Raw genomic sequence first — 24,762 nt, 5'->3', positions numbered from 1 at the left:
CCTTTATTTTCCGAGAAGTTCCATAAGGCTCGACGACATTTGTCGTGTCTGGTCGAACATCTTGAGATTGGCTTCGTAGCTGCGCTGCGCTTCACGCGCGTCAGCGATTTCGATCATCAAATCTACATTGGACCCGCGATAATGGCCGGTCTCATCGGCCAACGCATGGCCGGGGTCATAGATGCGCGACAGGTCGCGACGATCAAGCTTAACGCGCCCGGTCTCGACCATTTGCGCACCATCTTTGCTGACCGCTTCAAACGGCACGGTTTTGCGCCGATATCCCGGCGTGTCCGCGTTCGAGATGTTCTCGGAGACGTGGCGCAAACGGGCTGCCTGCGCGCGCAGGGCGCTGGCCGAGGCGGAAAGGGAATGGGAAAAATCGGTCATCTCTCAGCCCTCCTTACCCGCGACCAAGACTGGTGCGCAGCATGCCAATCGAGGATTTATAGATCGCCAGCGCGCGATCATGCTGACGCTTGACCTCAACCGATTTGAGCATCTCTTCCTCAAGGGAAACGCCATTTCCGTTGGGATCGCCCGAGGGTGCGGCATCGAACTCGGCCCAGGGCCGGGCAGCGGCGGCGCCGTTCAGATGCCCGGCCCGCGTGGCGGTCATCGCAACCTCACGCCCGGAATTTTCGAAAGCTATCTGAAAGGTCTCGATATCGCGGGGCTGATAACCCGGCGTATCCGCATTTGCCATGTTTCGCGCAATGACAGACTGCCGTTGCCCGGCATGGGCTGCCATTGCGTACGCTGTCTTAAAGACGTTCAGGTCAGAGAACATCGGGGCTTCTCCCTCGATCAATTTCAATCAAGGCTTAACCCCGATTCCTTTAGAAACCGTTTTCAGAAACCCGTTGGAGAACCCACGATGACCGATCTCGACCCGATGCTTCTGAAATGCGAATTCGACCGTCTGTCCGCCATGCGTCATATGGGCCGCGTGGCCAGTGTTGGGCGCGGCGTCATAGAAATAGAGGGGTTGGAGTACGTTGCCCGCATCGGCGACAACCTGACCCTGCGGCGGCGCAGCGGCCCTGATCTGGCGGGTGAAGTTCTGCATGTCGAATCGGATCTGATCCACATGTTACCCGCCGCTGCACCCGATGGGGTTTGCTTGGGTGATCGGGTGATTCTAAATCAGACACCGGCATTTTCCCCCGGGCTGCACTGGCTGGGCCGGGTCATTGATCCCTTCGGCAAACCGCTGGACGGCAAGCCGTTGCTGTCGGGCACTCAGGAACGAGACATCCTGCAAAATCCACCACCTGCCGTTGTCCGCAAACCGCTGGGCGCACGGATGGAAACCGGGCTGAGCATTATGAACACCATGTTACCTGTGGTGCAGGGGCAGCGTATCGGCCTGTTCGCCGGGTCAGGGGTCGGCAAGTCGACCCTGTTGGCCACGCTGGCGCGGTCGATGCAGGCAGACGCGGTTGTGGTCGCTCTGGTCGGCGAACGGGGTCGTGAGGTCAATGAGTTCGTTGAACATGCGCTTGGAGCCAAGGGGTTGGCACGATCTGTGGTTGTGGCGGCAACCTCGGATCAGTCGGCACTGGCCCGCAGGCGCTGTGCATGGTCGGCACTTTCAGTCGCGGAATTCCTGCGGGATCAGGGGCTGAACGTCCTGTTTCTGGCCGATTCGGTCACCCGCTTTGCCGAGGCGCACCGCGAAATCGCCGTTGCGATGGGTGAGGCCCCCACTTTGCGCGGGTTCCCACCTTCGGTCACGCCCTTGATCGCTGGTCTTTGCGAACGAACCGGGCCGGGCACGGCTGATCAGGGTGATATCACAGCAGTTTTCAGCGTTCTGGTTGCGGGCTCGGACATGGATGAACCGATAGCGGACATTCTGCGTGGCGTTCTGGACGGGCATATCGTCCTGAGCCGCGAAATCGCCGAGCGCGGCCGTTTCCCCGCCATTGACCTTAGCCGGTCAGTTTCACGCAGCCTGCCGGGAGCTGCCTCCGAGGCGGAAAACCGGATGATCTCGGAAACCCGCAGGCTGGTTGGTAGTTACGAGCAATCCGAGGTTATGATCAAAGCCGGGCTTTATGCCGAGGGGGCAGACCCGTTATTGGATCAGGCAGTCCGGGTTCATGACGAGCTTGATGCCTTTTTCGGCAAGGCCGAGCCGGACGGAATCAGCAACAGTTTCAACCACCTGCAACTGATTCTGCGCCGTGCCGGGGCAGCATTACCGCAGTGAGGAATTCAAGACAGTTTTAAGTGTTAAGCCCACCTTAAGACCTGCCCGGCTACCCCTGTAACTGGGTGATAAAAAGGTGGTGGAGATGGGTGCGCAATCCAATGTGGCGCCAGTCATCATCAAGAAGAAACGTGTGTCAGGTGGCGATGGTCACCATGGTGGCGCGTGGAAAGTCGCATATGCCGACTTTGTCACGGCCATGATGGCGTTCTTCATGTTGATGTGGCTGCTGAATGCAACAACGGAACAACAACGCAAAGGGCTTGCGGATTATTTCTCGCCGACCATTCCCATAAACCCGGTTTCGGGTGGCGGCGATGGGGCCTTTGGTGGCAATAACATGTTCTCAGAGGAAACTCTGGTCATGGACGGGACCGGCGCCAGCAAACGCAGCCCGACGCCCGCGCGACAAGCGCGTGGATCGGTTGGCGTCAGCTCGGACGGCGGCGGAAAAGAAACGGTCGAAGACTTTTCCTCACTGGAATCAGAGCTTATGGGGCGAACCGGCGAAAGCATGGTGTCCGACAAGGTCCTCAAACATATCGTCACCCGCGTGACGGATGAGGGTCTGGTGGTCGAACTCTTCGCCACCAAGGATCAACCTCTGTTCGAATCAGGGACGAACCAACCAACCAATATGCTGCGTGCTCTGACATTGTTGGTGGCCCGATCCTCTGATCTGGTGACAAATGACATGGCGGTCGGAGGGCATGTCGGTTCCTCGCCGGTGGTTCTGGCCAAAAACCCGGCCTGGGATTTGTCTACCTCGCGCGCTCAGCAAGTTCGCCAAATGCTGCAAGACAAGGGTGTTGCGCCGCTCAGGTTGGACCGTGTAACCGGCCATGCCGACCGAAAATTGTCGGATGAAAACCCGATGGCCGCACGCAACAACAGGATCGAGATCATCTTTCTGCGCGGCACCTGAGAATAAAAGGATAGACGGCATTTTACCTGTTAGCGCGCTGTTAAGGCCCAGCGCGTTAGCTGTTGCATCAAGATTTGACGCAACAGAAGGGCGTGCCAATGACAATTTCCTCTTCGCTGAACGCTGGCGTGGCCGCATTGAAGGCCAACGCAAACCGGCTGGCGACGATCTCGGACAATATCGCGAATTCGTCAACCTTCGGGTATAAACGGGTTGAAACTGATTTCCATTCTATGGTCACCTCCGGCCAGGGCGGCAGCTATTCCGCTGGGGGCGTTCGCACCACCAGCCAACGCCTGATCGACCAGCGCGGTTCGCTGGTGACAACCAACAACTCCACCGACCTTGCGGTGCGTGGGCGCGGCATGATGCCGGTACGACCAAGTTCTCAGATCGCGGCCGGTTCGAATGAGATGTTGCTGACCACGACAGGGTCGTTCCGCACCAATGAAGAAGGATATCTGGTCACCGAGTCAGGGCTTGTTCTGCTGGGTTGGCGTGCGAATGCGGATGGAACCATCCCTGCGGTTCCACGTGACACGCCAGCTGCGCTTGAACCCATTCAGCTCAGTGTTAATCAACTGTCGGGCGCGCCCACGACGCAGATGAATCTGCGCATGAACCTGCCCGCGACCGCTACGGATGCGGGTTCCCCTGGCGACATGCAGCCCTTGTCCGTTGAATATTTCGACAATCTGGGAAAATCCGAAAGCGTTGATATCGAACTTGTCCCTACAGTGCCGGCCACCGGCAGCAGTAACGAATGGACGATGATCATGCGCGATTCAGCCTCGGGCGGCGCCATTATCGGTGAATACACCCTGACCTTCACCGATAGCCGAACTGCGGGTGGCACGCTGGCCAGCGTAACTGCGGTCACCGGCGGTGCATATGACCCAGCAACCGGCAGCGTTGTGGTGAACGTGGCCGGCGGCCCGATGGAGATCAATATAGGGGAAATCGGGGATGCCGACGGAATCACGCAACTGTCCGATACATTTGCACCAGTTTCGATCACGCGCGACGGTTCGGCGGTCGGCACCATGACCAGCGTTCAGGTTGACGAAAACGGGTATGTTTATGCGTTCTACGATACCGGCGTCAGCCGACGCATGTACCAAATCCCATTGGCGGATGTTCCGAACCCAAATGGACTGACCGCGCTGGACAGCCAGACCTATGCACCATCCCGGGAAAGCGGGACGTTCTTTCTATGGAATGCGGGGGACGGGCCAACCGGCGACCTGGTTTCTTTCGCACGAGAAGAATCCACTACCGATGTGGCGACCGAGCTGACCTCGATGATCCAGACACAGCGGGCTTACTCTTCCAGCGCAAAAGTTATCCAAACGGTGGATGAGATGCTTCAGGAAACAACCAATATCAAACGCTGATCAGGGTTTTGATTCAGGAAAGGGACCTGCAGAATGAATATGTCCACAGCATTGAACAACGCGTTGGGCGGCCTGACCGCCGCCAGTCGCGGTGCGGCGGTTGTGTCCGAAAATATCGCAAACGCATTGACGCCCGGCTACGCGCGCAGGTCTTTGGAACTGGCAACCAACACGATTTCCGGCCACGGCGTGCGTACCGTAGGTGTCATTCGTCATCAGGATCCCGTCCTCACGTCCAACCGCCGGGCCACGGATGCCGATCTGGCCTTCCACACCACCATTTCAGACTTTCACACAAGGTTGGAATCTTTGGTAGGGTCCGCCGATGATCCCGCTTCGCTTGCGGTTCGACTGGCTGATTTTGACAACAGCCTTTTAACAGCGGCAAGCCTGCCGGATTCCAGTGAAAGACTGGACCAGGTTGCGCGCACGGCTCAGGATCTGGCGCGCGGCCTGAACGCAGCATCGGAAGGGTTACGGCAGATGCGGTCCGAAGCTGACCGGACCATTGGCAAACAGGTCGATACCCTGAATCAGACTCTGAAGGACATCGAAGAGCTGAATGCCAAGATCCCGGCCATTAAGTATTCCGGCGCCGATATTGGTGGGCTACTGGATCAACGACAGGTCCTGATTGATCAGGTCAACGAACTGGTTCCTGCAAATGTGATTCAAAGGGACAATGATCAGGTCTCGCTTTATTCTGATGGCGGCTTGATATTGCTGGAAAACACTGCGGCCGAGTTTTCCTTTTCGACAACCGGCGACACCAAGCCCCATATGACCCTAGCAAACGGGTTGTTGTCCGGGCTTGAGCTGAACGGAAACCCTGTCCGCACCAGTGGCGATTTTGCCCAAATTCGCGGTGGTGCCTTGATGGCCCAATTCCAGATTCGGGATGAAATCGCGGTTGAGGCTCAGGTCGATCTGGATGCTGTTGCGCGCGATCTTATCGAAAGATTCGAAACGCCGGGGCTGGATCCGACCGCGCTGGCCACGGATCCGGGCGTGTTCACCGATGATGGCAACCGGTTTGATCCGGCATCGGTGACGGGATTGGCCTCTCGCATCAGTCTGAATGCAATCGTTGACCCGGACGCCAGGGGAGACAGCTGGAAACTACGGGCCGGGCTGGGGGCAGCCACACCTGGTAGCGCCGGAGATGCCAGCCAGCTGCGCGCCTTCAGTTCAATTCTGAACGACGAACGCCCTGTTGCAGGCTCGGTTTTCGGGGCCGGAAACATGCGCGCCGCCGACATCTCTGAGGCGCTGCTGTCACGGGTTGGCTCGGACGCCCATGTGGCCGATGGGCGGCGGGTGTTTGCAAACAGCGCCAATCTGGAAATGACGGCCATTGAGGCCGAACAGGGCGTCGATACCGATCAGGAATTGCAGCGGCTAATGCAAATTGAACAAGCCTATGCGGCAAATGCCAGACTGGTTTCGGTCGTCGATGAACTTATGGACACATTGTTGAGGCTGTGATGATGAATGTAACCTCTATGGGCGACCTAGCGCGCGGATTGACCCTGAAATCGCGGGCGACTGATATCAAAAATCAGATCGAAACCCTGTCTTATGAGATGTCTTCAGGCAAAGTGCAGGATGTCTCCGGCCATCTGGACGGGGATTATTCCTATCTTCTGGATATGGATCGCAACCTGTCGCGCCTGGATGCCTTTCAGGTGACCACAGCCGAAGCCGGTCTGTTCACCGACGCCATGCAGCTTAGCCTGACGACGGTCAACGACGCGGTGGGGCGCCTGAGGTCGTCCTTGCTGGCATATGGGACTTCCAATCAGGCGGTCACGCATGAACATGCCTCTGTTCAGGCCAGAAATGAGCTGGATACGGTCATGTCAGCCCTGAATACCCGTGCCGGTGGCCGAAGCCTGTTTTCCGGTGTGGATACGGATGTATCGCCTTTGGCGTCTGCGGATGTCTTATTGACCGCGTTAGAGGCTGAGTTGACGGGGCTGACAACACTCACAGATATCACACAAGCGGCGGAAGACTGGTTCAATGACCCTGCGGGTTTCGATGCGGTTATCTATCAGGGCTCAGATACGGCGCTGGCACCGATGAGCATTTCGGAGAATGAAAGTGTCTCTATTCCGATTACTGCGACCGATCCGACGCTCAAAGCCGCGTTGCGGGACATCGCCGTCGCCGCTCTGGTTTCGGACGATAATCTGGGACTTCCCAATGATCTGCGGACGTCCTTGTTTACCCAGTTGGGTGTCGAGCTTGCCAATACGCAGGACGGCACAGTGAACCTGCGGGCGGATGTTGGATCGGCGGAGGCCCGGATTGAACAAGCCGCCACGCGCAACGCGGCGGCGCGTACAAGCCTGGAATACAGCCGAAACTCTCTGATCGCCGCGGACCCGTATCAAACCGCAGTGCAACTGCAGACTGTCCAATTTCAATTGGAAAGCCTGTATTCTGTCACCGTTCGCAACGCGAACCTATCGTTGGTGAATTTCCTGAGATGAGATTACTTGCTATTCTCCTGATCCTGCTTCCGAGCCTGTCTTTTGCCGGGGCAATCCGGCTGAAGGACCTTGTCGATTTCGACGGGGTGCGCGGCAATGATCTGGTTGGTTATGGTCTCGTGGTCGGATTGAATGGAACCGGCGATGGGCTCAGGAACTCTCCGTTCACCGAAGAGATCATGTCCAATATTCTGGAACGGCTTGGTGTGAACGTGAATGGTGAGGATTTTCGCCCCAAAAACGTGGCCGCCGTGCTTGTGACAGCCAGCCTACCCCCCTTTTCGCGGGTCGGTGGCCAGATTGATGTCACCGTTTCGGCCATCGGCGATTCCAAAAGCTTGCTGGGCGGGACGCTTATTATGACACCGCTGAATGCGGCAGATGGTCAGATCTATGCGGTGGCACAGGGGTCAGTTCTTGCAGGTGGCGCCGTTGCCGAAGGCGATGCGGCTTCGGTCACCCAAGGGGTTCCGACATCCGGCGTGATCCCCTCCGGGGCACGGGTCGAACGTGAAATCGACTTTGAGCTTTCCGATCTGACCCAAATGCGCCTGGCCCTGCGTGAACCGGATTTCACAACCGCCGGTCGGATCGAGCAGGCAATCAATACCGAATTCAAGCGGGCCGTAGCGATCATGCGCGATTCCGGGACGGTTGAACTGAATATTGCAGCGACACAGGCGATCTCGACCGCGCATGCGCTTGGGCGCATTGAAAATATCCTAGTAGAGCCAGAAACAAAGGCGCGAGTAGTAGTCGATCAGCGTTCGGGTACGATTGTCATGGGTCAGGAAGTGCGGATCTCACGCGTGGCAGTCTCGCAGGGCAACCTGACACTGACGGTCGAAGAGGCCCCTATCGCGGTTCAGCCAAACCCGTTCGCACGAGGCGAAACCGTCGTGGTTCCGCGTACCGTAGCCGGTATCGAAGAAGAGGAAGGTACCGGTTTGGCGGAAATTCCCGAGGCCACGACCTTGTCCGAAGTCGTCGCAGGGCTAAACGCTTTGGGTGTTTCACCCCGCGACATGATCGACATCCTGAAAACGATCAAAGCGGCCGGAGCATTACACGCCGAGTTCATCGTTCGATGAAGGGCTTTCCCGGCGGTAGGCGCACAGCCCCAAGACCCGCCGGGAATTCACGTCACTTTGATTTCCAACTGTCCAACCATTTGCGGAATCGGTTGCGATGCTCGCCGATGGCGTCGCCGGTTGCATAAAACCCATCCTCGACACTCTCGATCATCGGATCGATCCGCGCCTGGCGGAACCTGCGCCAGCGCACCCAGATTGCCCAGACAATCGCAAAGAAGACCGTCAGGAAAACGATGTTGAACCAAGGGATCAGACGCGCATCCGGACCGTCGACATGTTTGATAAAGACAGCGTTGGGAAAGATCGACATGAACTCATTCCGCCAGCCATAGTGCGTCACGGCAACCCAGTCTGGGTCGTTTTTGTCCGAGATCGCGTCATTGGCTTCGGTATACAAATTGGCAGTGTCGAATTTGAAATAGGGCGGCCAACCCCAGCTGGTATCTTCGTTGCGATACACAATCGGTTTGCCATTGGCACGTACGGCCTGAATGAACTGTACATCCCGGTTCGACAGACTGGCCGACTGATCATCCGGCTCGGACCAGAAGATCCGGGTCCAGTCGTTCAGGTCCTGCCGTTCTTCATAGGTGTTGACGATCCGAACCACATCCCGTTGCGGCAGAGAATACTGAAGGATTACGGCGACCGTTCCCCAGAAAATCAGAATGAATGCCCATTTCAAATAGGCCATGCTTCACCTCTCACATGTAGTTCACAATGTAGATCAGCGACCCGATCGCTACCCAAGGCACAACATAGACACCCAGGATCAATTTGCGCCGGAACGAATTGTCATAGACGTGCAGCCCCCGTGCGACAAAGGCTGCCTTGTCTCCGGTTTTGCCCTTTTCGTCCCACCAATGCTCTAGCCTGCGGCGACGCACACTGCGTGAATACAGCGACAGGGCAAAATAGGCCACGGTCTGGATGACCAGCAGGATCAGAAACAGGCGCATCGCTCCGAACATTTCAATCCTTTCCTAACGCGCCCCAGGGACCAACGCGGGCGATAACGGTCTCACTGATCCTGTCTCGACCGCTCATATCCGGCTCATGCCCGAACAGGGCAGCGCGGGCACCCGCCTTGTCCACCTGATACTCACGCGCGAGGAAATCAGCAACATAGGCCTTCTTGGCCTCGGGCCAGGATTTGTAGGTGCTATAGAACAGCTCTTTGTGGCAGATGAACATTTGGCGCGGGTCCAGTGGGGCCAATTCGGCCAGCAGCATGTTCACCAGATCACGGTTCGGCGTATCGGCGGCCCGCAGCGTATAGAAATACGCCGAATGATCCGAGGTGATCCGGGGCCACCGCCCGCCATCCGTCGCCCAACGCAATAGCTGCGCCAGCCCATGATAGGCCTCTGGCAACCGATCCGCGTGGGTGCGCGCCAGCCGACGCATATCACTGCGGTTCAGGCCAGTCAGATCGACCCCGGCATCAGCGGCCGCGTCGACGGTCAGGAAGTCCATCTTTTGCTGCAGGATCGCAGCAGCATCCACGCCGCGCGCTTTGACGATGGGTTCGACCAGATCGTTATAGTCCAGAAACTTGGCAATCTGGTTTCGCTGCGACGGGTCAAACGTGTATTTGATGTTCAGATCGTCGGGCTTTTCGCCCATGCAGATCGCCGCCGGGTGATCCATGTCTGGAAACAGATACAGCCCGCCGAAATGCGCGGTCCAGAAATTACGCTGTTCAAAGGCAGTGTGGCGCAGGTGGACCGGGTTGCGGGTGACATCGCCGGTTTCCTTGGCCGTTTCGATCATCTTTGCGATCAACACATCGTCGAACCAGGCGTCCTCTTCGGTTTTGAACTGCTCAACCATGCCTGCCAGTTGCTGAGCCTTGCGCAGGGTGCCGCCAGCAGTATCGGCCTCAATCTCGATCTTCTGGATGTTGAAAAGATCGCGCGGGGTGCTGAGCTTGATGACCGAGTTCACCAGTTCTCCAGCCACCGCATCAGTAGCGGTCAGGGCGAACAGTTGCGCCTCGTTCATCTCGATAAATTCCCGCAGGATATCGCGCGAGGTCGAAAATTTGACGTTCAGCAGAGGCGCGCGTTTCTGCTCGGTCGTCAGCAGGATGAACTGCCGGTTGACCCCGTTGGGGTTGAGGTAGAGCTCATCTTCCAGCTCGATCCCCACCTCCGGCGAATAGCCCGAGATATCCACGTGAAAATCCGTCAGCTCCGTGGTCTTACCCGCCAGATGCTGCAGCGCGCGGTTATACCGCTCGACCAGAGCCGGGCTTGAGATGTGGACGAGGTTGCCGAACATCAGGCCTTTTTTGATGAGGCGGATCATTGCGCCTCATCCCATATTTCGCTTTGTTTCAATAGTGCAGACCAATCGTCGGCCGCAAAATCCAAACCAAGGTCTTGAGCTCGAATTTGTTGAGCCTGAGATAGATTGGGCAGTACCTTTTTGATTTGCTGCAAGGTATTTGCAATGAAACTGGAACTCCGGGGAACAAATGGTTTTCTCAGAAAATCGAGCTGAAAAGATGTTTCAGTGGGCAAGAAATATCCTTGTGCCTGATGTAATCTCAGACAAAACATGTCAATCCGTTCTTCTCTATCGTTTTCCCGGCATTCGATGCCGAGCTCGCAACTCCCTTCGCCTCCTCTCCAGTTCCACCTTAGGGGCGTTTCTCTAAAAACTTCCAATTGCCCAAACAGCCTCTGCTTAAGGCTTTCTAGCTCTTCTTTTGCTTCTATTTCTTCGCGTTGCTTCTGCTCCCTTAAAAAGATGTCCTTTTGAACATCCATGATATCAACTTGTTTTTCTTGCGCGGCTGCCATTTTCTCAAATTCTAAACGCGTCCATTCTAACTCGTTCTTTTGGGCGGCCAATTGTCTGCTCTGAATGAGAACCGTAGTGATCAACCACAAGAAAGCCAGCGTCCCAGCAAAGCCTGCAAGTGAGTCGCCAAATTCATTTGGTGAAGACTCTAGCAATAAAGTGATCTTGTTTTCGCAATGTCCATATAGGTCACAGTGATCGAAACCAGAAATCACAAGCACAAACAATGTAACAGCTATAGTGCCCCAGATCCCCGCTTTCATATAACTATCTAAGCGACGAAACTTCTTACATAAAATTCGCGCTCGCTTCTTGAAATGGATCGGTTGCAAAGAGTTCTGAAATAGCAGCCATACACTAACAAACATCAGAAGTTGGAAGATTAATTCTCGCGAAAACTCTAGCCCATACCAAGCCATCATTTCCCCTCCAGATACCGCCGCTTGGCCTCTTCCATCCGGCCCATCTCACGCACCGCGTTGTCGATGGCGACCTCGTCGCTCTTGTCGGCATAGCGGAACTCGCTGTCGGCGTAGCGGTTGATTTCCTGGATCACCATCTCGACCGTGATCGGTTGGCGCAGGTCCTCGATCATGGCCTTCTTGGTGTCGTAGTCGCGGAACAGGAACAGGTCGGGATTTTCCATCCACTCATCGGGCAGTTCGAAATCCATCGCGCGGACCTTGACCGCATCGGTGATGTTCTTGATCGCGCGGCCGGTGAACCGCTCATCCGCCTGTTGGATCGCCTTCAGGTAGGTGCCCATCTTGGCAATCGTGTCCAACTGCCCGATCTGCCCTGAAACCCGGTCATAGACCTGCAAGAGAGCCTCTTCATGCGGCCGGGAGTGGCTTTCGAAACTGGCAGCGACGGCCTTCTTGATCTCTTGCGCGGCATAGGCTTCGTGCTCGCCCAGCGGGATGTCATGGTTGCGGCCCATCAGCAGGTGCAGGATGTCGATGTAATCCTCGCGCGTCTGCGGCCCGTCGACCAGGAACCGTGCGCCCGCCCTCTGGCGCAGGGCGTCGTCCACATTCTCGGGGTAGTTCGAGAACATGCCAAAGGTGCAGTTGCCGCGCACGACGGTGTTGGCGCCCGCAAAGCTTTCCATCAGCACAGCGGTGATTTCCAGTTGCCCGGCTGACGACTGACGGTCGCCGCGTTTGCCCGCCAGTTGGTCGATATCGTCGATGGTGCCAAAGCCGATGACCGAGGGGTCGATGATCGTGTTGATGAACGCCTTGGCGTTCTGGCCGGATTTGCCCTGATAGCTGTCGATATTGTCGGTGCTCAGGTTCTGATAGCGGAACGGGTAGCCCGCGTTCTGGCAGTAATCGTTGATCAGCCCGGCCATCATCTGGATCAGGGTGGTTTTTCCGGTGCCCGGTTTGCCGTCGCCCATAAAGGTAAAGATGAACCCGCCAAGCTCGGCAAATGGGTTCAGGCGGCGGTCGAAATCATAGGCCATCACCATCTTGGCCAGCTTCATCGCCTGATATTTGGCGATATGGTTGCCGACCACTTCGTTCGGTTTCTTGAACGTCATGGTGAGGGTGGTGGATTTCGCTTTGGAGGCGGGTTCAAAGCCGCGAATGGTCAGGTCATCGGCTTCGATATGCCAAGCGGCGTTCTGGAACGGGGCCAGATGGCCTGCGGACTGGGCGCGCAGGGCGGCCTTGTCCATCAGTTGCTCGGCATAGGCGCTGGTGGCCGCGATCAAATGCGCATCATCGGGCGCGTGTTTGGCGAGGGTTTGGTCCAGCTCCCACAGCGCGCCGTGCAGGGCGAGCTGGCCATTGTCGGTCAGAACTTCTTCGATTTCCCCGACATCAACTGTGGTCTCGCCCAGATGTGAGGACATCAAATAGGCCAGTGCATTGCCGAAACTGTGCGAGGTGATCAGCGCCTCGGCCGTCAGCAGTTCCGAGAATTCGGTCTTGCGCGCGGCGGGCAGATCGCCCGCAAGGTTTGCGCGTTTCAGATCGGCGAGAGGGGTCTGTTCGGCATAGGCTTCAGACACCGCCAGAGCGATGGCGATCGCGCGGCGAATGGCCTGTTGTGTGGTGGCCTGCGGGGGTGAAACCAGCGTATCGCCGTCATCTGACGCCTCGATTCGTTCCACCAGATGCACCCCGTCAGCCCGCACAGTCCGCCGTGTCACCAAACCAGGTGTGGTGGACCGAAACCGCCGACCTGTGGAGACGCCCGGCGACCTCTCAACCGCGGCCTCAACCGCTTTGGCAATCCGCGGCGCGTGCTCGAACCCGTTCAGCAAGGCAGTGGCCGCAGTGTAGTGCTTGCGAATATCGTCTTCGCGCAATTCCATCTGGTCTGACGTCAAACTCATCTCAAAATCGCCTTTACTGTCTTCAATATCTCAACACCTGCCCGGTCTTGCTGACGACGAACTTGCGCACGTCACCAAAACCCGGCGGGTTGCGCTCGGCCAGTACCTGGAACGGGCGTTGTGGCAGAATGATCGAGCGCTCGGTTTGTGTCGCCCCCGTCTCGGCCCCCTGCCCGCCGAATGGGTCCAGCGCAAACACCTCGCGGTCGACAGTCCCGAACCAGCCTGAGCGTTCTTGAATCACATCCTCGCTTCGCAGCGCTTCAGTGGTCCAGACCAATGCCCAATCCTGACCCGCAGGGGATTTCGCATCCTCCAGCACCTGCCGCAGCGGGCCTGATTGCTCGGTAAAGGCCGAGGAGTACATCGGCCCCACATGAATGCGGCGCAGGTGTTTGGGATGCAGGTCGTCGAAATCCTGATCAAAGCCTTTGGCGATGGTCACCAGTTTCAGCCCACCCAAGGATTGCGCCATCAGATGCGCCTGCACTTCGGGCCAGCGGCGTTGATCTTTGGGCAGGGCCGTGCGCCCCGAATCCTCCAACTCCATCAAGTAGATGACCGGCAGGTTGATCTGGCTGTCGTACACGGCCCAGTGGATCAGGAACCTGCGCCGCTCGCCCTCATTGCCAATCCAGTGACATTCGGGATCGTTACGGGCCCAGAAAAGCTCACCCTTCAGCAATTCCTCGTAATAGAGCCTTTGGGACAGCGCGAATTGCAGCTTGGTCGGGATTTCCCGGTCGCTGATAATGGTGCGCACCATGTCGGTTTTCAGCTCATCCTCGGACGGCATATTCGCCAGATGCACCTGCGCCTGCTGCGCATCGTTGGCCATAGTCAGCAGCTCGGCCGCCACCGGAAACCCACTGTCGCGCTTGTCCATGGCGAGGCTACCAAAGAACCGCCCCGTATCGCGCCCGACCAGCAGGTATTTCATGGATAGCGCGCGGAAGGTGAAGAGCAGCCCCGAGAGATAGCGCGACACGGTCCGCACCTCTTGCTTGCTGATCGCGCCCTCAGCCTCCATCGTTGCGGCCACGCGCAGAAGGTGGACGGTGATCACCTCGAATTTGCGGAAATAGCGGCGCGAGGCGAGGGTGTCGGTCAGGCCGACATGGTCTTGGGTGAGGTTAGTCATTGGGCGCGCGTCTGATAGAGTTCTCTTCTGCAACTATCTACTTGAGCCACAAAATTTATTGCACCGAGCCCTACAACCACGATCAGAGGCACCCCCACTTCCAAGAACTTTGGGAACAAGTAAAGCATGCATGCGAAAGGCAGCGCCCATACCTTCGCATATTTTAGCCATAAATTTTTGGATCGAATGGATTCGCCAAAGCTGATTTCTTGGCTCATTTCTTTTTTCGAAGCGGATGTCAGCCGCGCAAATTGGTGGATCAAAAAGAACCCTGGCATCAAAGACCAAAATGCAACTAGCCCGAACATGTAAGCTTCGAAAACTAGACTGAATCCCATGGCGACAAACCAGGCCGCCAGCCAAGCTGATATACAAATGTCTCGTGTCATCTTGAGCAATGGGCTCACCCACCATACAAATTCTTGTCATGCTTCTCGACAATCGAGGCAAACCGGCGGGCAAAGCGTTCATCTGCCTTGGCCTTTTTCTCCAGCACATCGCGGGCAAAGACCATGTGGTCCTCATGCGCCTCGAGCATGTCGGCCATCTTCTGGTTGGTCGCGGTGCCGATCGAGGCCATGGCGGTTTGCGCCTCTTGGTCGGTCTGCACGCCGATCTCGTTGATGCGGTGGGCCACATCCTGCTGCTGCGCGGTTTTCAGCGATTTGGTCAGGGCGTCATACAGCACCACGCGCTGTTGCGTGTCTGTCTGCAGCTTGTTGATCAGCACCATCTGCGTCGCCGCCTGGTTCTGCAGGGAATCGACCCAGGTCTTGCCCTTTTCGATATAGCGCTCAAGCGTTTGGCTTTTGGCCAGCTTGACCTGCTCTTCCTGAACCTTGGCGTTGTATTGCTTGTTCAGCTCGGCCAGCTCAGTTTCCAGCTGGGTGCGCGCGGCGGCGTCCTGTTCGACGCTGATCTTGTTCTCCAGCGTGATGATCGTCGGGTCCATGCCCTGAATTTCGGCGCGCAATGCCTCCAGCTCGGCCACGGTGGCCTCACGGTCGTCCAGCGTGCCGGTCAGGTTGTTTTCAACCTTCACGCGCTGCTCTTCCAGCACCGACAGCTGCCCTTCCAGCAGTTTCACGATCACGTCGGATTTGGCGATCAGGTCCTGCAGCTTGTCATCGATACTGGCTGTGCGCATCCGCTCCTGCCGCATCGATTCAGATTTACCCTTCGAGAAGATACCAACAAACGTCTCCCACCCGGATTTTGAACGCATCTCGTCAAAATCCTTAGAGAATGCGCTGGTGACGTCATCCAGACCCATGATCAGCTCGGCGATATTGGCGTTCATGACTTCGGTATGGGCGTGCACATCTTCCAAAGTGGCGTTCTCGATATCGATATCCGCCTCGGCCGTGCCAATCTTGGCCCGCGCAGCCTCAATCCGCGAGGTCAGCCCTTGGATCTGCGACTGGCTTTCGCGCACTTTCGTCTGTGTTTCTTCAATCAACGCTTCGAATTGCTGGTTCGACATCTCTGCTGTCCCCTGTTTTCTTTATTTACCCAATAAGATAGGGAATGTTATGTTCATTTACATCCCCTTGAGCCCTCAAATCACCGAGACTTTTACAATTTCGTATCGAAAAAGATAGGCCACGCAGGCGAGATATCTGCACTCTGCAACGATGAATTTGATCAAATCTGGATTGATCCTGCCCGCCGAGTGGACATAGACAAATGCGACGCCACCTGTTTGGGTGCGCGCAAACCCTTTTCTGCCGGAGTCCGACCCATGCTGGATACTACGACCGACCTGAAATCCATTCTGAAAAACCCCGATCTGCTGGTGACCAAGGCCTATATCGGCGGCCAGTGGGTCGATGGTGACAATGGGACGTTTTCCGTCACCAACCCTGCACGGGGCGATGTGATCGCCGAGGTCGCCGACCTGAGCCGCGCGCAGGTTGCAGGTGCCATCGCACATGCCGAGGCCGCGCAAAAGGAATGGGCCAAGCTGACCGGCAAGGAACGCGCCGTGATCCTGCGCCGCTGGTACGATCTGATGATGGAAAACGCCGAGGATCTGGGCAAGATCCTGACCGCCGAACAGGGCAAGCCGCTGGCCGAAGCCGTGGGTGAGATCGGCTATGGTGCCTCGTTCATCGAGTTTTTCGGCGAAGAGGCCAAGCGCATCTATGGCGAGACTATTCCAGGTCATCAGCGCGACAAACGCATCATGGTGCTGAAACAGCCCATCGGCGTTGCGGCCTCAATCACGCCGTGGAACTTTCCCAACGCGATGATCACCCGTAAGGCCGGGCCAGCGCTGGCCGCCGGGTGTGCCTTTGTCGCCCGCCCTGCCGCCGAGACTCCCTTGTCCGCGCTGGTTCTGGGCGCATTGGCCGAACAGGCGGGCATTCCGGCTGGTGTATTCAACGTCGTGCCCTCATCCCGCGCCAGCGAGATCGGCAAGGAGTTCTGCGAGAACCCCGGCGTGCGCAAGCTGACCTTTACCGGCTCGACCGAGGTGGGGCGCATCCTGCTGCGGCAGGCGGCGGAACAGGTGATGAAATGCTCAATGGAACTGGGCGGCAATGCGCCGTTCATCGTGTTTGACGATGCCGATCTGGATGCCGCCGTCGAAGGCGCGATGATGTGCAAGTTCCGCAATAACGGCCAGACCTGTGTGTGCGCCAACCGCATCTATGTGCAGGCCGGTGTCTATGACGCGTTTGCTGCCAAGTTGAAGGCCGCGGTCGAGGCTCTGAACGTCGGCGACGGCCTGAACGCAGGCATCACCACCGGACCGCTGATCAATGATGACGCCGTTGCCAAGGTGCAAGAACACATCAAGGATGTAACCGACAAAGGCGGCCAAATCCTGACCGGTGGCCTGCCGCACGATCTGGGCGGCACCTTCTTTGAGCCGACCATTGTCACCGGTGTGACGCAGGACATGCTAGTGGCGCAGGACGAAACCTTTGGCCCGCTGGCACCGCTGTTCAAGTTCGAGGATGAAGACGACGTGATCGCCATGGCCAATGACACGATCTTTGGTCTGGCATCGTATTTCTATGCCAAAGATCTCAGCCGCGTTTACAAAGTGGCCGAGGCGTTGGAATACGGGATCGTTGGTGTGAACACAGGCATCATCTCAACCGAGTTGGGCCCGTTCGGCGGCGTCAAACAATCCGGCTTGGGCCGCGAAGGCAGCCATCACGGCATGGAAGACTATCTGGAGATGAAATACATCTGCCTGTCGGTCTGATCCGCCCAAACCTTCGCTGAACAGCTGGCCGTAAAGGCAACGCCCCGCGTCTGGAGGAACGCGGGGCGCATGGTGCGGCAATCCAGAGAGGAACGATTACCGCGGCGTGGTGACTGACTGCCTCAGTTTACGGCTTTGGCGTCAACCACATCCTTTTCGATGGCCTTGCTGGACGAAATCTCGATCCGGCGGGCTTTCAGGGCTTCGGGCACTTCGCGCTTGAGATCGATATTCAGCATGCCGTTCTCATGGCTGGCACCGGTGACACGAACGTGGTCGGCAAGGGCAAAACGGCGCTCGAACGCGCGGGTGGCGATGCCGCGGTGCAGATAGCTGCGATCTTTGTCTTCCGCAGTTTTCTTACCGGCGACGACCAACGAATTCTCTTTCACTTCGACCGAAAGATCGGCCTCGGAAAAACCGGCAACAGCAACCGAGATACGATAGGTGTCGACATCGGTTTTTTCGATGTTGTAGGGCGGATAGCTGGGTTGCGCCACATCATTGGTCAGAACGCGATCCATCATGTCAGCGATCTGGTCAAAACCTACGGTGGCGCGGTGCAGCGGTGCAAAGTCAAATGTACGCATATGTCGTATCCTCATGTTTGAGCGATGAACGTAATGCCCTCCGATCGGACGGGCGTTCGATTGTCTCAGGCCCCGTTTGCGGCGGCCCGATACATTTGACATGGGAAACGTTCTGGTCGAGTTCAACCCCCTCCGGAGCTGATGAATTTCGCACCGGTGTCCGACTTGCCTGATCCCACCTGCAATCGCTTTATTGTCGCCTTTGGTTTAGGGGCATCCCGGCGCAGAGTCGCCTTCAGATCGGCCACAATTTCCTGCAATTCCATGCCGAATCCCACTTTCTGCCGACCATCCGTACCAACTGCAGAGACTACTGAAAGTATTTGCCAGCGCGGACCGTTTCGCGCCAACAGGGCCGAACCCGAGGACCCAAAGGTAATGTCGCAGTTGAATGTGATCAGGCCCTGATAGCGCTGCAGGATTTTGCAGGACCGTTCCCGCGTAATCGCATTCGATCGGCCCCGACCATACGATGCAAGACTGACCTCATCTCCCGCCACGCGCCCGTTATGCAACGCAAAGGGATCGGCCACGGAATAGGGGATCGGTTGATCCAGCCGCATCAACGCGACATCAACGCGCACGGCTTCGGGCGACAGTTGAGCGAAACGTGTGTAATCCGGATGTGCCGCGATCTGCACCACCTTGCGATCTGCCAACGCAGTTCCGTCGCTTAGCCCTGCCCGAAAGGTTACCTGCCCCGGCCCATAGGGTTGACCGGTTCTTTTGTCCAAGGCGCAATGGGCCGCGGTCAGCACCAGATCCTGTGCGATCAACGTACCCGTACAAAACCCCTCGGTGCCGATATCCAGGCGGCCGACGGCCTCCCAGCCATATAGGTCATCGCGGTCGGTGAGTTTGCGTTTTGCACTTTGCGCCTGGGACATCGTTGTCATGATAGCCAGGCATAAAAACAGGCTTGCCCAAAATCGCATCATGGCCGGACGAACCTGGCGCCAATATGACGGCTTGCCGAATCGCCGGTTTCCGAGCCGCTGAATCCGCGCCCGGCGGACAGTTCACTCCGCAGCAAAGGCAACGAAACCTCGACCGCGGTACCTATGGCCACAGGCTCGCCATTGAATTCCGCCTTGGCCGCCACGACCGAGACGATCCGTGGTCTTTCGCCCTCGAACGCAAATACCGGGGCGCCGGAGGATCCAAACTCGACATCACAGGACAGGACAAGAACCTCGGAAACGCCGGTCACGACCGAGCAGACCTCCTGCAATGATGGCGCCTCGGCGCGGTCCTTCGCATAGGACACAACCCCAACTTCCTGTCCGCGAACGGGCCGATCGCCGGTATCAAATGGAATGACCGAGGTACTGCGGATTGGCTGCCATAGCTCGATCAGCGCAATATCGCTACCGATCCGGTTGGTCGGGGTTTCGTCGTCGTAAAAGTAATCGGGGTGAATCACCGCCCTGCGCGCCGCACGATAGGCTGATGCCCGACCCAGACGCCAGGCGGCAAGAAATTCGACCTTAGACAGGTCAATACGTTGGCCTGTGGCCTTATCATAAAGACAATGCGCTGCCGTCAGCACCTGGTTCTGCGCAATCAGCGTCGCGGTGCAGAATGCTTCGCCGTCAATATTCAAGCGCCCGACAGCCATCCAGGCCCGCCCGGCATCGGTGGTGTCCAGACTTTTCAGCCCGCTATCCTGCGCCATTGCGGCCATCGGCATCAGTGCCAGCGCAAAAGCCTTGATCCAGTTTCTCAAGCGGTTCTCCGGCGTTTCTTTCGGCACATACTCCTAGCTGAGGGGTACGGCGAAAATAGGGCCGGTACGTTTCGCGCCTAGCTGATGCAACCCTGCATCAGGCAGCTACCGCAGGATCGGCACCGCTGTTCCCGCCTTTTGACCGTGCTGCATCGCGCGCGGCAAAGGCCCACCGGTAGCCCAATCCAACAGCTCGACCGTGTGCAGAATGGGTATCTGCGTGGCCGAACCGATCTGCATCATGCAACCAATATTGCCTGCAGCGATAACATCGGGGTTCTTAGCCTCAAGCGTCCGAACCTTGCGTTGCTTTAACTGACCCGAGATTTCAGGCTGCATCAGGTTATAGGTCCCGGCGCTGCCACAGCACAGATGGCTGTCTGAAGGCTCTAACACGGTGAAACCCGCATTCTTCAACAGGTCTTTGGGATGGTTTTTGATCTTTTGCCCATGCTGCAAAGAACAAGCGGCATGATAGGCGACGGTCATGCCCTTGTGCTGGCCTCCGGGCAGGTCCAGCTGCACCAGCAATTCGCTGATATCCATGGCAATCTCCGAAACCCGCGCAGCATCTGCCGCCAAAGCCTCGTTTCGGAACATGTGCCCGTAATCCTTGACGGTCGTACCACAACCCGAGGTGTTGATGACGATGGCATCCAGCCCCTGGCCATCGATCTCTCTGGTCCAGGCCTGTATATTGGCCGCTGCCGCTTTGTGGCTGTCAGCCACCTTGCCCATGTGATGGGTTAGCGCACCACAGCATCCCGCGCCTTTGGCCACAACGACTTCGCAGCCCAGCCGGGTCAGCAAGCGAATCGTGGCGTCGTTGATATCCGTGTTCAGCGCCTTTTGGGCGCAGCCTGTCATCAGCGCGACGCGCTTTTTCGGCGCTCCTTTAGGGGCAAAGCGTTGCGGGTCATCGTTGCGGCTGACCGGAGGGATATGTTTTGGTGCCATCTCCAGCATCGCCCGCAGCCGCGCATCCGGCATCAGAAACCGGAAGGGACGGCCCAGCTTGGCCCCGATCAGGGCCCAGCGAAAACGCATCGGATAGGGCAGAATTTGCGCCAGAACCCAACGCAGAAGGCGATCGGTCAGCGGGCGTTTGTAGTTCTGCTCGATATACTCGCGCGCGTGATCGACCAGATGCATATAGTGAACGCCTGACGGACAGGTGGTCATGCAGGCCAGACAGGACAGGCAGCGGTCGATATGTTTGACGGTTTTCTCATCCGGGACACGCTCATTCTCAAGCATGTCCTTGATCAGGTAGATCCGTCCGCGCGGGCTGTCGAGCTCATCCCCCAGCACCTGATAAGTCGGGCAGGTGGCAGTACAAAAGCCGCAATGAACACAGCTGCGCAGGATCTGGTTCGATCGCTGGATCGCCGGATCCTGCAACTGTTTTTCGGTGAAATCTGTCTGCATTACCCTACCCCATGAGCCCCGGGTTAAACAGCCCTCGGGGGTCGAATTTCGCCCGAATGCCTTTTATTAGAGCCTGTGTAGCTACACTCTCAGGCTGGAACCGGCCCAGCCGCTCGACCATTTCCGCATCGCCGCGCACAAGGGTTGCATGACCAGAAAAAGTGCCAAGACGCGCCCGCAAATCGGTTCCCGCAGGAAGACGCAGCCAGATCAGACCCCCGCCCCAGTCGTAGAGCACCTGTTCAGCCTCGGCCCGCGCCGCGATCATCGGGGCGTCACCGGGTGTGACAGACAGACGCCACACGTCGCCAGTCTTGCCCCGGAACGCGTGAACATCGCGGATCGCCGTCCACAGCGTTGCCGGTTCATCGGCATTTGCGATCTGGCCGAACTCAGACAGTTCGGATGTCAGCCTCTCGGTTCTGTAAGCGACGGAATCGGCAAAACCTTCGACTCTAATCAAGGCTTTTTCGCTTTCTGGGTCATAAGCTGCGCCAGTGACCTCGAACGGAGATCTAAGCGCGGCGGACAGCGTTTTTATCGCTACATCTGCATCAGATACGGTCACTGACAGGGTTGCTGTGTGATCCGGTTTGGGCAGGACTTTCAGCGATACTTCGGTCAGCACGCCCAAGGTTCCCCAGGACCCACAGATCAGCTTGACCAGATCATAGCCAGTGACATTCTTCATCACCCGCCCGCCATTTTTGATCACCTGCCCGGTGCCATCGACATATCGCACCCCCAGCAAGAAATCGCGACATGCGCCTGCCTGAATGCGGCGCGGCCCCGAGATGTTGGCGGCAACCACACCGCCGATGGTCGGCTCGCCTTGGGTGCCCAACAGGCTGCGATGGTCCATCGGCTCAAAGGCCAGTTGCTGGCCCTCGGCGTCCAATGCGGCCTCAACCTCGGCCAACGGTGTCCCGGCCTGCGCAACCAGCGTCAGGGCACCGGGTTCATACAGTGTGATGCCTGTCAGCCTGCTGGTCTCAATCACTTCGTCAGGCCCCGCGATACCACGGGTGCCGCCGCCGGCGATACGCACGGCGCCTGTCAACCCGGCCACCATCTGGGCCAGTTCAGTTTCTGACGTGGGTTTCATCATATTTCTCTTTGTTAGAGCCTATTTGCAGCCATTTGCGGGTCGCGACGGGATTCGGAGGCATCCAGCGGGAACACTTTGGCGGGGTTCAGCAACCATCCTGGATCGAACACATCCTTAACCGCCATCTGCGCCTCAAGATCGGCAGGGGCATATTGATGATGCATCAGATCGCGCTTTTCAATTCCCACCCCATGCTCACCGGTCAGGCAACCGCCCTCATCCACACAAAGTTTCAGGATTTCCGCCCCGAACGCCTCACATTTTTCGAGGTCGCCGGGTTTGTTGGCATCAAACAGGATCAAAGGGTGCATGTTCCCGTCGCCGGCATGGAATACATTTCCAACCGGCAGGCCGAACTCATCGCTCAGCTCACCAATCCGGCGCAATACGGCGGGCAGCGCCGATACCGGGATTGTCCCATCCAGGCACATATAGTCGTTCATCTGCCCCATGGCGCCAAAGGCCGATTTGCGGCCCAACCAGATCCGGGCGCTTTCATCCGCCGACTGGCTCTCGCGCAGCTCGACCGGATCGTGGCGTTTTGCAATCTCGACAATCTTGGCCAGCTGGCTGTCGATCTCGGCCTCCGAGCCTTCGACCTCGACAATCAACAATGCTTCGCATTCCGGATACCCGGCATGTGCAAAGTTTTCGCAGGCCTGAATGCACAGGCGATCCATGAACTCAATCGCAACAGGCAAGATACCGGACTTGATGATGTCCGAAACGCATTGGCCTGCGATTTCATTGTCATCAAACCCCATCAGGACGGGCCGTGCGCCTTCTGGCTTGCGCAGGATGCGCAGGGTCGCTTCGGTGACGACGCCCAGTTGCCCTTCGGACCCGCAGATCACCCCCAGCAGGTCAAGACCCGGCGCGTCCAGATGAGCGCCACCGATTTCGACTACGCAGCCATCCATCATCACCAGGGTCACACCCAGCAGGTTGTTCGTGGTCACCCCGTATTTCAGGCAATGCGCCCCGCCGGAATTCATCGCGATATTGCCCGCAATCGCGCAAGCCAGTTGCGACGACGGATCGGGGGCATAAAAGAAATCCTCTTCCTCGACCGCGCCGGTGACACTCAGGTTGGTGCGCCCAGTCTGGACCTTGATGAATCGGTTGTCATAATCAACCTCTAGCACGTCGTTCATCCGGGCCACGCCCAGTATGACGCAATCAGCTGTTGGCAGCGCGCCCCCGGCCAGCGACGTACCCGCACCACGCGGTACCACCGGCACGCCTTCGTCATGGCAAATGCGCAAGATATCCGAGACCTGCTGCGTGTTCGAAGGCAAAACCGCCAGCATCGGCGGGCATCTATAGGCGGTCAAAGCATCACATTCATAGGCGCGTGTCTCGGCCGGGTCATGAATGATCGCGTCGTCCGGCAGAACCCCCGACAGGCGCGCCACCACCGCATCTTTGCGACGCAGGACATCAGGGCTTGGCTTTGGCATTTCCATGGCAGGCTCCTTGGTTTGGTAAAATAATATTACCAATTTGTCAGTATGGCAAGTTCCGACTTCCGGAAGTACTGTCACGGCCATGACCTGGATTGACCGCGCCGCTCTGTTTGCCCCTTTGGATTTTGCCGCCATAACGCTGATGGTGGGGGCCTGGCTGTGCCTTGGGTGGATGATCGAAAACCCGTCGCCAAAGAAGCGGTCAGTGGCCTTGATGATGGATGAGTATCGCCGCGACTGGATGCGCGAGATGGTCACACGCCAGCCAAGGATGTTTGACGCGCAGGTCGTGGCCACGATGCGGCAAGGCAGTACCTTCTTTGCCTCGACCACGATGATTGCCATCGGTGGTGGCCTGGCCCTGCTGGGCAATACCGAGCGTCTGGCCGGTGTCGCCAGTGATCTGGCCATCGGCAGCTTTCCAGCCCTGGTGTGGGAGATCAAGATACTCGCCGTCGTCCTGCTGCTGGCCAATGCCTTTCTGAAATATGTCTGGGCGCATCGTCTGTTCGGCTATTGCGCGGTACTGATGGCCGCGGTCCCGAATGAGCCCGAAGATCCCATCGCCTATCCCCGCGCCACGCAATCGGCCGAAATCTGCGTCACCGCAGCCCGCAGCTTTAACCGCGGGCTGCGCTCTACCTATTTCGCACTGGCCTTGCTTGCATGGTTTCTGGGGCCACTCGCGTTGATCGTCGGCACAGTTATCACTGCAGGCCTGCTTTACCGACGCGAATTCGCCTCGCAATCCCGCGCGATCCTACTGGCACAGGCAGACAATACGCCGTCGTGATCTAATGCCATGGCT

The 24,762-nt window shown here is 57.7% G+C and carries 24 protein-coding genes; 8 read left to right on the top strand and 16 right to left on the bottom strand.

Annotation, left to right across the window (positions count from 1 at the left end):
• Nucleotides 1–3 precede the first annotated feature (3 nt).
• Nucleotides 4–390: a flagellar basal body rod protein FlgC gene (gene flgC, locus AC2FH0_RS18660; RefSeq protein WP_496790074.1), complete on the bottom strand. Its 387-nt coding sequence runs from the start codon at nt 388–390 to the stop codon at nt 4–6.
• Nucleotides 391–403: 13 nt separating this feature from the next.
• Complete coding sequence (locus AC2FH0_RS18655) at nt 404–790, bottom strand: FlgB family protein (protein WP_496790073.1); 387 nt, start codon at nt 788–790, stop codon at nt 404–406.
• Between the two features lie 87 nt (nt 791–877).
• Here AC2FH0_RS18655 and AC2FH0_RS18650 point away from each other — a divergent pair, with 87 nt between their 5' ends.
• The 6 genes from AC2FH0_RS18650 to AC2FH0_RS18625 all read left to right on the top strand — a co-directional run bounded on the left by AC2FH0_RS18650 (nt 878) and on the right by AC2FH0_RS18625 (nt 8,120).
• The gene (locus tag AC2FH0_RS18650) at nt 878–2,215 is read left to right on the top strand and encodes a FliI/YscN family ATPase (RefSeq protein ID WP_496703073.1); all 1,338 of its coding nucleotides are present in this window, start codon (nt 878–880) and stop codon (nt 2,213–2,215) included.
• Nucleotides 2,216–2,300: 85 nt separating this feature from the next.
• The gene (locus tag AC2FH0_RS18645) at nt 2,301–3,140 is read left to right on the top strand and encodes a flagellar motor protein MotB (protein WP_496790072.1); all 840 of its coding nucleotides are present in this window, start codon (nt 2,301–2,303) and stop codon (nt 3,138–3,140) included.
• A gap of 98 nt (nt 3,141–3,238) precedes the next feature.
• The gene (locus AC2FH0_RS18640) at nt 3,239–4,534 is read left to right on the top strand and encodes a flagellar hook protein FlgE (RefSeq protein ID WP_142638334.1); all 1,296 of its coding nucleotides are present in this window, start codon (nt 3,239–3,241) and stop codon (nt 4,532–4,534) included.
• 33 nt (nt 4,535–4,567) lie between these two features.
• Entirely contained in the window at nt 4,568–6,019 is a 1,452-nt protein-coding gene (gene flgK / locus AC2FH0_RS18635; protein ID WP_496790070.1) for a flagellar hook-associated protein FlgK, read from the top strand.
• Nucleotides 6,019–7,029, top strand: a complete 1,011-nt coding sequence (locus AC2FH0_RS18630; protein ID WP_496790068.1) for a flagellin — start codon at nt 6,019–6,021, stop codon at nt 7,027–7,029. The genes flgK and AC2FH0_RS18630 overlap by 1 nt, the downstream gene beginning before the upstream one ends.
• Nucleotides 7,026–8,120, top strand: coding sequence for a flagellar basal body P-ring protein FlgI (locus AC2FH0_RS18625; RefSeq protein ID WP_496692703.1), 1,095 nt, complete (start codon nt 7,026–7,028; stop codon nt 8,118–8,120). The genes AC2FH0_RS18630 and AC2FH0_RS18625 overlap by 4 nt, the downstream gene beginning before the upstream one ends.
• A gap of 52 nt (nt 8,121–8,172) precedes the next feature.
• Here AC2FH0_RS18625 and AC2FH0_RS18620 read toward each other — a convergent pair whose 3' ends face one another.
• From AC2FH0_RS18620 to AC2FH0_RS18585, 8 genes are read right to left on the bottom strand one after another with little or no spacing between them, the layout of a single operon-like run.
• Entirely contained in the window at nt 8,173–8,817 is a 645-nt protein-coding gene (locus tag AC2FH0_RS18620) for a DUF1523 family protein (RefSeq protein ID WP_496692702.1), read from the bottom strand.
• A gap of 10 nt (nt 8,818–8,827) precedes the next feature.
• On the bottom strand, nt 8,828–9,094 hold the full coding sequence (locus tag AC2FH0_RS18615; protein ID WP_142638342.1) for a hypothetical protein: 267 nt from the start codon (nt 9,092–9,094) through the stop codon (nt 8,828–8,830).
• 1 nt (nt 9,095) lies between these two features.
• Nucleotides 9,096–10,433, bottom strand: coding sequence for a DUF6638 family protein (locus tag AC2FH0_RS18610; RefSeq protein WP_496790067.1), 1,338 nt, complete (start codon nt 10,431–10,433; stop codon nt 9,096–9,098).
• Entirely contained in the window at nt 10,430–11,350 is a 921-nt protein-coding gene (locus AC2FH0_RS18605; RefSeq protein ID WP_496790065.1) for a hypothetical protein, read from the bottom strand. Before AC2FH0_RS18605 ends, AC2FH0_RS18610 begins: the two co-directional genes overlap by 4 nt.
• Nucleotides 11,350–13,278, bottom strand: a complete 1,929-nt coding sequence (locus AC2FH0_RS18600) for an AAA family ATPase (RefSeq protein ID WP_496790064.1) — start codon at nt 13,276–13,278, stop codon at nt 11,350–11,352. Before AC2FH0_RS18600 ends, AC2FH0_RS18605 begins: the two co-directional genes overlap by 1 nt.
• A 22-nt stretch (nt 13,279–13,300) precedes the next feature.
• On the bottom strand, nt 13,301–14,419 hold the full coding sequence (locus tag AC2FH0_RS18595; RefSeq protein ID WP_496790062.1) for a hypothetical protein: 1,119 nt from the start codon (nt 14,417–14,419) through the stop codon (nt 13,301–13,303).
• Entirely contained in the window at nt 14,416–14,808 is a 393-nt protein-coding gene (locus tag AC2FH0_RS18590; RefSeq protein ID WP_281995567.1) for a hypothetical protein, read from the bottom strand. The genes AC2FH0_RS18595 and AC2FH0_RS18590 overlap by 4 nt, the downstream gene beginning before the upstream one ends.
• A gap of 14 nt (nt 14,809–14,822) precedes the next feature.
• Nucleotides 14,823–15,902, bottom strand: a complete 1,080-nt coding sequence (locus AC2FH0_RS18585) for a coiled-coil domain-containing protein (RefSeq protein WP_271950875.1) — start codon at nt 15,900–15,902, stop codon at nt 14,823–14,825.
• A gap of 258 nt (nt 15,903–16,160) precedes the next feature.
• On the opposite strand from AC2FH0_RS18585, the gene AC2FH0_RS18580 reads away from it, so the two are divergent.
• On the top strand, nt 16,161–17,636 hold the full coding sequence (locus AC2FH0_RS18580; protein ID WP_496790060.1) for an NAD-dependent succinate-semialdehyde dehydrogenase: 1,476 nt from the start codon (nt 16,161–16,163) through the stop codon (nt 17,634–17,636).
• Nucleotides 17,637–17,758: 122 nt separating this feature from the next.
• Here the strand turns inward: AC2FH0_RS18580 and AC2FH0_RS18575 are convergent, their stop codons facing one another.
• From AC2FH0_RS18575 to AC2FH0_RS18550, 6 genes are all read right to left on the bottom strand, one after another.
• On the bottom strand, nt 17,759–18,226 hold the full coding sequence (locus AC2FH0_RS18575) for an Hsp20 family protein (protein ID WP_142638359.1): 468 nt from the start codon (nt 18,224–18,226) through the stop codon (nt 17,759–17,761).
• A 122-nt stretch (nt 18,227–18,348) separates the two neighbouring features.
• On the bottom strand, nt 18,349–19,122 hold the full coding sequence (locus tag AC2FH0_RS18570; RefSeq protein WP_496790059.1) for a trypsin-like serine peptidase: 774 nt from the start codon (nt 19,120–19,122) through the stop codon (nt 18,349–18,351).
• 38 nt (nt 19,123–19,160) lie between these two features.
• Nucleotides 19,161–19,952 (bottom strand): trypsin-like serine peptidase, encoded by a 792-nt coding sequence (locus AC2FH0_RS18565; protein WP_282022199.1) that lies wholly within the window; start codon nt 19,950–19,952, stop codon nt 19,161–19,163.
• A gap of 105 nt (nt 19,953–20,057) precedes the next feature.
• On the bottom strand, nt 20,058–21,380 hold the full coding sequence (glcF, locus tag AC2FH0_RS18560) for a glycolate oxidase subunit GlcF (RefSeq protein WP_496709721.1): 1,323 nt from the start codon (nt 21,378–21,380) through the stop codon (nt 20,058–20,060).
• A gap of 4 nt (nt 21,381–21,384) precedes the next feature.
• Nucleotides 21,385–22,485, bottom strand: a complete 1,101-nt coding sequence (locus AC2FH0_RS18555) for an FAD-binding protein (RefSeq protein ID WP_496709720.1) — start codon at nt 22,483–22,485, stop codon at nt 21,385–21,387.
• Between the two features lie 14 nt (nt 22,486–22,499).
• Nucleotides 22,500–23,954, bottom strand: a complete 1,455-nt coding sequence (locus tag AC2FH0_RS18550) for an FAD-linked oxidase C-terminal domain-containing protein (protein WP_496790057.1) — start codon at nt 23,952–23,954, stop codon at nt 22,500–22,502.
• Nucleotides 23,955–24,036: 82 nt separating this feature from the next.
• On the opposite strand from AC2FH0_RS18550, the gene AC2FH0_RS18545 reads away from it, so the two are divergent.
• Nucleotides 24,037–24,747, top strand: a complete 711-nt coding sequence (locus tag AC2FH0_RS18545) for a DUF599 domain-containing protein (RefSeq protein WP_496790056.1) — start codon at nt 24,037–24,039, stop codon at nt 24,745–24,747.
• The last annotated feature ends 15 nt before the right edge of the window (nt 24,748–24,762 follow it).

The sequence above is a fragment of the Ruegeria sp. CDSC051 genome (genome assembly GCF_059610665.1).
Note: the sequence above shows the minus strand (reverse complement) of the source record. Positions and strands in the feature narration are given on the sequence as shown.

What these genes read in the sequence shown, in the direction of transcription:
- AC2FH0_RS18600 (WP_496790064.1), bottom strand. Translation starts at nt 13,278, where the DNA reads ATGAGTTTGACGTCAGACCAGATGGAATTGCGCGAAGACGATATTCGC.
- AC2FH0_RS18620 (WP_496692702.1), bottom strand. Translation starts at nt 8,817, where the DNA reads ATGGCCTATTTGAAATGGGCATTCATTCTGATTTTCTGGGGAACGGTC.
- AC2FH0_RS18545 (WP_496790056.1), top strand. Translation starts at nt 24,037, where the DNA reads ATGACCTGGATTGACCGCGCCGCTCTGTTTGCCCCTTTGGATTTTGCC.
- AC2FH0_RS18640 (WP_142638334.1), top strand. Translation starts at nt 3,239, where the DNA reads ATGACAATTTCCTCTTCGCTGAACGCTGGCGTGGCCGCATTGAAGGCC.
- AC2FH0_RS18555 (WP_496709720.1), bottom strand. Translation starts at nt 22,485, where the DNA reads ATGAAACCCACGTCAGAAACTGAACTGGCCCAGATGGTGGCCGGGTTG.
- AC2FH0_RS18645 (WP_496790072.1), top strand. Translation starts at nt 2,301, where the DNA reads ATGGGTGCGCAATCCAATGTGGCGCCAGTCATCATCAAGAAGAAACGT.
- AC2FH0_RS18550 (WP_496790057.1), bottom strand. Translation starts at nt 23,954, where the DNA reads ATGGAAATGCCAAAGCCAAGCCCTGATGTCCTGCGTCGCAAAGATGCG.
- AC2FH0_RS18605 (WP_496790065.1), bottom strand. Translation starts at nt 11,350, where the DNA reads ATGGCTTGGTATGGGCTAGAGTTTTCGCGAGAATTAATCTTCCAACTT.
- AC2FH0_RS18590 (WP_281995567.1), bottom strand. Translation starts at nt 14,808, where the DNA reads ATGACACGAGACATTTGTATATCAGCTTGGCTGGCGGCCTGGTTTGTC.
- AC2FH0_RS18650 (WP_496703073.1), top strand. Translation starts at nt 878, where the DNA reads ATGACCGATCTCGACCCGATGCTTCTGAAATGCGAATTCGACCGTCTG.
- AC2FH0_RS18655 (WP_496790073.1), bottom strand. Translation starts at nt 790, where the DNA reads ATGTTCTCTGACCTGAACGTCTTTAAGACAGCGTACGCAATGGCAGCC.
- flgK (WP_496790070.1), top strand. Translation starts at nt 4,568, where the DNA reads ATGAATATGTCCACAGCATTGAACAACGCGTTGGGCGGCCTGACCGCC.
- flgC (WP_496790074.1), bottom strand. Translation starts at nt 390, where the DNA reads ATGACCGATTTTTCCCATTCCCTTTCCGCCTCGGCCAGCGCCCTGCGC.
- AC2FH0_RS18580 (WP_496790060.1), top strand. Translation starts at nt 16,161, where the DNA reads ATGCTGGATACTACGACCGACCTGAAATCCATTCTGAAAAACCCCGAT.
- AC2FH0_RS18585 (WP_271950875.1), bottom strand. Translation starts at nt 15,902, where the DNA reads ATGTCGAACCAGCAATTCGAAGCGTTGATTGAAGAAACACAGACGAAA.
- AC2FH0_RS18625 (WP_496692703.1), top strand. Translation starts at nt 7,026, where the DNA reads ATGAGATTACTTGCTATTCTCCTGATCCTGCTTCCGAGCCTGTCTTTT.
- AC2FH0_RS18615 (WP_142638342.1), bottom strand. Translation starts at nt 9,094, where the DNA reads ATGTTCGGAGCGATGCGCCTGTTTCTGATCCTGCTGGTCATCCAGACC.
- glcF (WP_496709721.1), bottom strand. Translation starts at nt 21,380, where the DNA reads ATGCAGACAGATTTCACCGAAAAACAGTTGCAGGATCCGGCGATCCAG.
- AC2FH0_RS18595 (WP_496790062.1), bottom strand. Translation starts at nt 14,419, where the DNA reads ATGACTAACCTCACCCAAGACCATGTCGGCCTGACCGACACCCTCGCC.
- AC2FH0_RS18630 (WP_496790068.1), top strand. Translation starts at nt 6,019, where the DNA reads ATGATGAATGTAACCTCTATGGGCGACCTAGCGCGCGGATTGACCCTG.
- AC2FH0_RS18610 (WP_496790067.1), bottom strand. Translation starts at nt 10,433, where the DNA reads ATGATCCGCCTCATCAAAAAAGGCCTGATGTTCGGCAACCTCGTCCAC.
- AC2FH0_RS18575 (WP_142638359.1), bottom strand. Translation starts at nt 18,226, where the DNA reads ATGCGTACATTTGACTTTGCACCGCTGCACCGCGCCACCGTAGGTTTT.
- AC2FH0_RS18570 (WP_496790059.1), bottom strand. Translation starts at nt 19,122, where the DNA reads ATGACAACGATGTCCCAGGCGCAAAGTGCAAAACGCAAACTCACCGAC.